Here is a 5747-nt window from a genome sequence, read left to right on the forward strand (position 1 = left end):
ATCTGGGGTGGCGCTGGATACTCGATGCCAGGCGCATCCGCTCGCCAGAAACGTTATTGAGAGCAACGCTGGGAGGATTCCCACATCTGACGGTGACATAGCCTTTTTTTTACCCGGCAAACACAGCCGTCTTGTCCGCCAGGCGTGCGTGGTAGGCGGCGATGGCAGGATAGCCGGGACGCTGCATCGGGGCCATCAGCCAGCGCTTGACGGACAAGCCCAGCATGATGTCGGCCAAGGTGAATGCTTCGCCGCAGACGAAGGCGCCCGTGCGCTGCAGCTGCTGTTCCAGCACGCCCATCATTTTGTTCCAGCCGGCAATACCGGCCGCCAGCTGCGCCGCATCCTGGTGTGCCGGGCTCTGGCGTACCAGCGACATGAAGGCGTAGCGCCAGCTGTTGTTCAAATCGCCCATCTGCCAATCCATCCATTTTTCCACTTCCGCGCGGGCGCGGGGCGTGCTTGGCAGCAAGTCGTCGCGGCCCGCCTGGGCGCACAGGTAGCGGCATATCGTGTTCGATTCCCACAGCACCAGGTCGCCATCGAGCAGCACGGGCACCATGGCGTTCGGGTTCAAGGCCAGGAAAGCCGGGTCGTCCGTGCCGCGAAAGCCGCTGCCCCAGTCTTCGCGTTCGTACGGCAAGTCGAGTTCATCGCATGTCCACAGGACCTTGCGGACATTGATCGAGGCGGCTTTTCCAAGAATTTTCAGCATGCGGGGCTCCAGAGGGCAGGTGGTCGATCTTGCACTGTAGCGGATTTGGCCACGCCGCGCATGTGAAAGTGCCTTGCATAGTTGAGGTTTTCTTGGCATCGTAGCCACCCATGAAACCTATGCGCCACCACATGTCCAAAATCCTCGCGTTCAGCCGCTTTTCCGTGCGCGATTTCCTCGCCACCGCCGGTCCCACCTTGCTGCTGGTCGGCGCGTTTTGCGCGCTTGCTTACTGGCTGGTCGACCCGGCGCCGCCGCGCCAGGTAAGCCTGTCGACAGGGCAGGACAATAGCGCGTATGAAGAGTTCGGCAAAAAATATGTGGCCACCCTGGCCAAGCACGGCATCAAGGTGACCTTGCAGCCGTCGCTGGGTTCGCAGGACAACCTGCAGCGATTAAATAGCGGCAAGACCGATATCGCCTTCGTGCAAAGCGGCTCGACGGAGCACGAGGATGCCGAACGCCACGGCCTGATTTCCCTGGGCAGCCTGTTTACGGAACCCGTCTGGCTGTTTATGCGCGAAGACAAGGCGGTGACGGAGCTGGCGCAATTGAAGGGCATGAAGATCAACCTGGGACCGGAAGGCACGGGCGTGCCCGGCCTGTTCCGGCAGTTGCTGTCCGTTAATGGCGTCGAGGCGAACGAGCTGACGGTGAGCGACTTGCAAAACACGCCTGCCACGGTGGAGCTGCTGGAAGGGCGCATCGATGGCCTCGTGTTCAGCTCGGCGCCGGAAGCGCCGCTGATCCAGATGCTGCTGCAAACGCCGGGCATCAAGCTGTTTGATTTTTCGCAAGCGGAGGCGTACACGCGGCGTTTGCCTTTCCTCACCCATGTCGTCTTGCCGCGCGGCATAGTCGACCTGGGGCAGAACATTCCCGCCCAGGATTATCATCTGATCGCGCCGACGGCCACTTTGGTCGCGCGCGAAGACTTGCATCCGGCCCTCGTCGACCTGTTCGTGCAGGCGGCGGCCCGCATCCATGGCGGCACGGGCTGGTTCCAGCAGCAGGGGCAGTTCCCGTCCGCGCGCTACACGGAAATTCCCGTGGCACCGGAGGCGCTGAAATTCTACAAGGATGGCGCGCCCGTGCTGCAGCGCTATATGAGTTTCTGGCTGGCCAATTTCTTTGACCGTATGTGGGTGCTGGTGGTGGCGCTCGGTGCCTTGATCCTGCCCCTGTCGCGCGTCGTGCCGCCGCTGTATGTATGGCGCATCCGCTCGCGCGTGTACCGCTGGTATGGCCAGTTGCGCACGGTCGAGCAGGCGCTGGAGGACGTGCCGCCAGAGCAGCGCGCGCAAGTGTATGCGGCGCAATTGAAGCGGCTCGATCAGATCGAGGAAATGGTCAACCAGATCTCGATTCCCCTGTCGTTTGCCGATGGCCTGTATGGCTTGCGCAGCCACATCAATTTCGTGCGCAAGCGCATTCTGTCCCTGATGGGCGAGCACCCTGCCGCTGAGGTGGGCGAGCCGGCCTGAGCGATTAACTCGCTTAACAACGCCTAACAAAACCGTAGCGAGCGGAAGGAAGTTGTGGTTGAGAAGCGCAGCTGTACGAAGGTACAGTGAGCATCGCAGACCGCAAATTACGACGCGTAGTAGGTTTTGATAGGCGTACTAAATGAGGGTGATCGACAGCTTGCGTCCAACCAGCGCGGCGGCTCGCTCCAGGGTCGACAGGGTTACGTCGCTGCTGGGGTCGAGCAGGCGGTCGAGCTGCGAGCGGCTCGTCTGCAGCAGGGCCGCCATGCGCGTCTTCGACATCGCTTGTTCCTGCATCGCCTGCGTCAGTTGCCAGGCGATCACTTCCTTGATGGCACGGTTTTGCGTTTGCTCGAAAATGCCTTCTTCCTTGAGGAAGTCGTCGAGACTGCTGCCGAGGTGGGGAGCGGTGGCGTTCATGTCAGTTCCTTGTAGCGTTTGCGGGCCAGCGCCAGATCGTCATCGGGCGTGGCGCGGGTTTTCTTGATAAAGCCGTGCAGCGCCACCAGGCAGTCGCCATGATGGCAGATCAGTACGCGGGCGAAACGGTTGCCGGGGTTGCCGGGCAGGCTGCTGCGTACTTCCGACAATCCTTGCCCCAAATGGCGGCACAGGGGCATGCCCACGGGCCAGCGCCACTGCGCATGCATCAAGTCTTGTCCGATCACATGGCGCTCTTCGATGGGCAAGGACTTGAGCCAGTCTCGCACGGGTTCGCCGCCATTGCCATTCGCATAGAACAGCAGGGTCATTTGGCGCAAGCCGGAAGCATCCATGACGCACCTCTGCGTTGTACTATATAAGGTACATGTTCGCAAGGAGAATCTGCGCCGCTCTTGAAGATATCGGGCGCGTATGGATGGTTGTAGCCGATAGCGGGCCGCAGGGTGGCCCGCCAGATCAAACACTGTTCACACTGTTCAGATAGTCAGGCGCCCAGCCACGGCAGTCCCGCCTTGCACCAGCCGCCGATCTGCTTGCGGTGGCCGTCGGCATCCTTGTCGCCCTCGAAGCCTTCGAGGATGTCGAAGCAGTGCAGGTAGCCGTGTTCGGTCGCCAGTTTGGCCGCGTGGCGCGAACGCACGCCGGAGCGGCACAGGAACAGCAGCACCTCGTCTTTGCCGGCCTGGGCGGCCAGTTGCGCGAGAAAGTCGGGATTCGGCACGCCACCGGGGTAGGTGGCCCACTGCACCGCACCATGCTGGGTATCGGCGATGTCGACCCGTCCCACCCAGTCGCGCTCGGCATTCGTGCGCACGTCGATGAGCTTGACGGCGGGATCGCCCTGCAGCAAGTCATACGCTTCCTGCGGCGTGACGGCGCCGGCATACGGCGTACCTTCATTGGCCCGGCTGCGGGCGGTGGTCAGGATGTCGGCGGCGGTGGTCATGGCGTCCTCGATGAAAGTGGGCAGGTGTGGTCGATTATAGTGCGCCGTCGGCGCCCCGCAAACGGGAAATCACGGTGCACGGTGCATGCACCACAACGAGGCATTTTTCAAGAATTGGTACAAAATGCACGATAATAGTGCGTTATTCGTTTTTTGCACTTGCATAGTGCATTCTTGATTTGACGCAAACCCAGCATGAAAATCGCGGGCAGGAAAACTTTCACTGGGATGGCCGGGTTTTGACCTTGGCGGCGACATCCCACTAGAAGCTGGCATGGAATCTGCTATGATCCTTATGAGTTTTGGTGGCACGCAATGTTTGCTTCGCTTCATCAGCCCAGACGCACTAAGGTCGGCTCACCCCACATTCATTTAGGAGATACGCATGGCAATGACAGCCGCAGAAGTCTTGAAGATGGTAGAAGAAAACGAAGTCAAATTCGTTGATTTCCGCTTTGCTGATACCCGTGGTAAAGAGCAGCACGTGACGGTTCCCGTGTCGCACTTCGACATGGACAAATTCGAGTCCGGTCACGCCTTTGACGGTTCTTCGATCGCTGGCTGGAAAGGCATTGAAGCGTCCGACATGATCTTGCTGCCGGATCCAAACACGGCCAATATCGACCCGTTCATGGAAGAAACGACCCTGTTCATGCAGTGCGACGTGATCGAACCGTCGGACGGCAAGGGCTACGACCGCGACCCGCGCTCGATCGCGAAACGCGCCGAAGCCTACCTGAAATCGTCGGGCATGGGCGACACCGCCTACTTCGGCCCTGAGCCAGAATTCTTCATCTTCGACAGCGTGCGCTGGAAGATCGACATGTCGGGCTGCTTCGTCAAGATCGGTTCGGACGAAGGTTCGTGGTCGACCGGCAAGGACATCGAGGGCGGCAACAGCGGCCACCGTCCTACCGTCAAGGGCGGCTATTTCCCCGTGCCACCAGTGGACAGCTTCCAGGACATGCGTTCGGAAATGTGCCTGATTCTGGAATCGCTGGGCATCCCGGTTGAGGTACATCATCACGAAGTCGCCGGCGCCGGCCAGAATGAAATCGGCACCAAGTTCTCGACCCTGGTCGAGCGCGCTGACTGGACGCAAAACCTGAAATACGTGGTGTGGAACGTGGCGCACAGCTATGGCAAGACCGCCACCTTCATGCCGAAACCTATCGTTGGCGACAACGGTTCGGGCATGCACGTGCACCAATCCGTATGGAAAGATGGCAAAAACCTGTTCGCTGGCGACGGCTATGCCGGCCTGTCCGATTTCGCCCTGTACTACATCGGCGGCATCATCAAGCACGCCAAGGCACTGAACGCGATCACCAACCCAGGCACCAACTCGTACAAGCGTCTGGTACCAGGCTACGAAGCGCCAGTGAAACTGGCATACTCGGCGAAAAACCGTTCCGCTTCGATCCGTATTCCGCACGTGGCCAATCCAAAAGGCCGCCGCGTCGAAGCGCGCTTCCCGGATCCACTGGCGAACCCGTACCTGTGCTTCGCCGCACTGCTGATGGCTGGTCTGGACGGCGTTGCCAACAAGATCCATCCGGGCGAAGCCGCCTCGAAAGATCTGTACCATCTGCCGCCGGAAGAAGACGCACTGATCCCGACCGTGTGCGCTTCGCTGGAAGAAGCCCTGGACGCACTGGACAAGGACCGCGAGTTCCTGACCCGTGGCGGCGTATTCAGCGATTCGATGATCGATGCTTACCTGGAACTGAAAATGCAGGACGTACAGCGCATGCGCATGACCACGCATCCTGCCGAGTTCGACATGTACTACTCGCTGTAATGGCGCCACGCCGGCAATGTGCCGGTAGTGAATAAAAAAACGCGGGTGAGGCGATGGTCTTGCCCGCGTTTTTTGTTATGGCGCCACAGTGCGTTGTTGTATAGTCGGCCCAGGAACGATGCGGCACGCGCCGACAGGAGTAGAGATTGACCAAGCATTACAGAATGGCGCTGATGGCAGGATTGCTGGGCGCGGCGGCACAGGCGCACGGGCAGCTGTATGTGTGCGCCGATGCGCAAGGACACAAGACGTACACGGACAAGCGGGCTGGCACGCATTGCCAGCTGCTCGATTTGCCGGGCGCCATGACGGAGCCGCCACGCAAGACGGCGCCCCTGGCCGGCGCGCCGGCCC

The 5747-nt window shown here is 60.4% G+C and carries 7 protein-coding genes; 3 read left to right on the forward strand and 4 right to left on the reverse strand.

Annotation, left to right across the window (positions count from 1 at the left end):
• Positions 1-109: 109 nt before the first annotated feature.
• The gene (locus KO538_RS28860; protein ID WP_219330423.1) at positions 110-715 is read right to left on the reverse strand and encodes a glutathione S-transferase family protein; all 606 of its coding nucleotides are present in this window, start codon (positions 713-715) and stop codon (positions 110-112) included.
• Between the two features lie 131 nt (positions 716-846).
• Here KO538_RS28860 and KO538_RS28865 point away from each other — a divergent pair, with 131 nt between their 5' ends.
• A complete protein-coding gene (locus KO538_RS28865; RefSeq protein ID WP_070303449.1) occupies positions 847-2199 on the forward strand; it encodes a TAXI family TRAP transporter solute-binding subunit in 1353 nt (450 codons plus the stop codon).
• A gap of 138 nt (positions 2200-2337) precedes the next feature.
• On the opposite strand, the gene KO538_RS28870 is transcribed toward KO538_RS28865, so the two are convergent.
• The 3 genes from KO538_RS28870 to KO538_RS28880 form a co-directional block, all read right to left on the reverse strand.
• Positions 2338-2622, reverse strand: a complete 285-nt coding sequence (locus KO538_RS28870) for an XRE family transcriptional regulator (RefSeq protein ID WP_070303349.1) — start codon at positions 2620-2622, stop codon at positions 2338-2340.
• Positions 2619-2978 (reverse strand): type II toxin-antitoxin system RelE/ParE family toxin, encoded by a 360-nt coding sequence (locus KO538_RS28875; RefSeq protein WP_219330424.1) that lies wholly within the window; start codon positions 2976-2978, stop codon positions 2619-2621. The genes KO538_RS28870 and KO538_RS28875 overlap by 4 nt, the downstream gene beginning before the upstream one ends.
• 152 nt (positions 2979-3130) lie before the next feature.
• Positions 3131-3592: a rhodanese-like domain-containing protein gene (locus tag KO538_RS28880; RefSeq protein ID WP_070303347.1), complete on the reverse strand. Its 462-nt coding sequence runs from the start codon at positions 3590-3592 to the stop codon at positions 3131-3133.
• Positions 3593-3977: 385 nt separating this feature from the next.
• Here KO538_RS28880 and glnA point away from each other — a divergent pair, with 385 nt between their 5' ends.
• Both glnA and KO538_RS28890 read left to right on the forward strand, forming a co-directional pair.
• On the forward strand, positions 3978-5393 hold the full coding sequence (gene glnA, locus KO538_RS28885; protein ID WP_029496182.1) for a type I glutamate--ammonia ligase: 1416 nt from the start codon (positions 3978-3980) through the stop codon (positions 5391-5393).
• 146 nt (positions 5394-5539) lie between these two features.
• On the forward strand, positions 5540-5747 hold a 208-nt coding region (locus KO538_RS28890; protein WP_257620656.1), incomplete at its 3' end, for a DUF4124 domain-containing protein.

Origin of the sequence: Janthinobacterium sp. NKUCC08_JDC (assembly GCF_019345575.1) — a bacterium.
GTDB classification, from domain to species: Bacteria; Pseudomonadota; Gammaproteobacteria; order Burkholderiales; family Burkholderiaceae_D; genus Janthinobacterium; species Janthinobacterium aestuarii.

Bases quoted from the DNA above. Each gene is read 5' to 3' on its own strand.
- KO538_RS28865 (WP_070303449.1), top strand. From the start codon at position 847: ATGTCCAAAATCCTCGCGTTCAGCCGCTTTTCCGTGCGCGATTTCCTC.
- glnA (WP_029496182.1), top strand. From the start codon at position 3,978: ATGGCAATGACAGCCGCAGAAGTCTTGAAGATGGTAGAAGAAAACGAA.
- KO538_RS28875 (WP_219330424.1), bottom strand. From the start codon at position 2,978: ATGGATGCTTCCGGCTTGCGCCAAATGACCCTGCTGTTCTATGCGAAT.
- KO538_RS28860 (WP_219330423.1), bottom strand. From the start codon at position 715: ATGCTGAAAATTCTTGGAAAAGCCGCCTCGATCAATGTCCGCAAGGTC.
- KO538_RS28870 (WP_070303349.1), bottom strand. From the start codon at position 2,622: ATGAACGCCACCGCTCCCCACCTCGGCAGCAGTCTCGACGACTTCCTC.
- KO538_RS28880 (WP_070303347.1), bottom strand. From the start codon at position 3,592: ATGACCACCGCCGCCGACATCCTGACCACCGCCCGCAGCCGGGCCAAT.